The 664-nt window shown below is 37.8% G+C and carries 1 protein-coding gene and 1 pseudogene; both read left to right on the forward strand.

Going from position 1 to position 664, the window contains the following annotated elements; genetic code table 11:
• On the forward strand, positions 1-346 hold a 346-nt coding region (locus tag UGRO018_RS17745; protein ID WP_463667577.1), incomplete at its 5' end, for a hypothetical protein.
• Positions 347-471: 125 nt separating this feature from the next.
• Positions 472-664: pseudogene (locus UGRO018_RS17750) on the forward strand (hypothetical protein); the annotation flags it as partial.

A 664-nucleotide genomic window follows, 5' to 3' on the forward strand; every position in this document is an offset into this window, starting at 1 on the left:
ATTTATCAAAACAGATGAGAAACAAGAGTACATCGAACAATTGTTTCAAGAATATCGAATGAAGTTAAAAGGGTTTAAAAAGCTATTGAAATACGATGAAGAAGGTACAAGTGCATTGCATGAAGAAGAGATAAGCTTTCTTAATGACATATTGGACGAAGAATATACGCTTAAAATGTCAAAAGGAAAGATCATCAACAAAGTAACGATCGTAGAAGAAGGTCCGTTAAAAGGACTAGAAAGTAATATCAAGAAGATCGACAGACATAAGTGTCTGGCAAATCTATATGTAAAAGTCCTGGATAAAGAAGTCATCGCAGGATTGGAAATCAAAGAAAAGGAATGATTCAAAGAATCAATAGTCGCATCGTCGCTTTGAGGAAGGGATCAGGATACAGGGAATTGCCACATCAATGACATGGGGTAGGGGGACCTGTATCTTTTTTTTGAAATGAGGAAAGGGGAAAGAGAATGAAAAAGAAACTGTTTCATCCCAGAATGATCGCATTGGTCTTATGGGATGTGTTTTCAATTGTGGCAGTGAGCTATGTCTCATTGATCCTGCGATTTGATGGGACAGTACCACAACAGTATATGGAAGGATTGAGAGCGACAGCTGTTCCAGAGATACTGTGTGGGATCTTGGTGTTTTATCTGTTTCATC

The sequence above is a fragment of the Hoskinsella mucinilytica genome (assembly GCF_045223415.1).
GTDB lineage: Bacteria > Bacillota_I > Bacilli_A > Erysipelotrichales > Erysipelotrichaceae > Hoskinsella > Hoskinsella mucinilytica.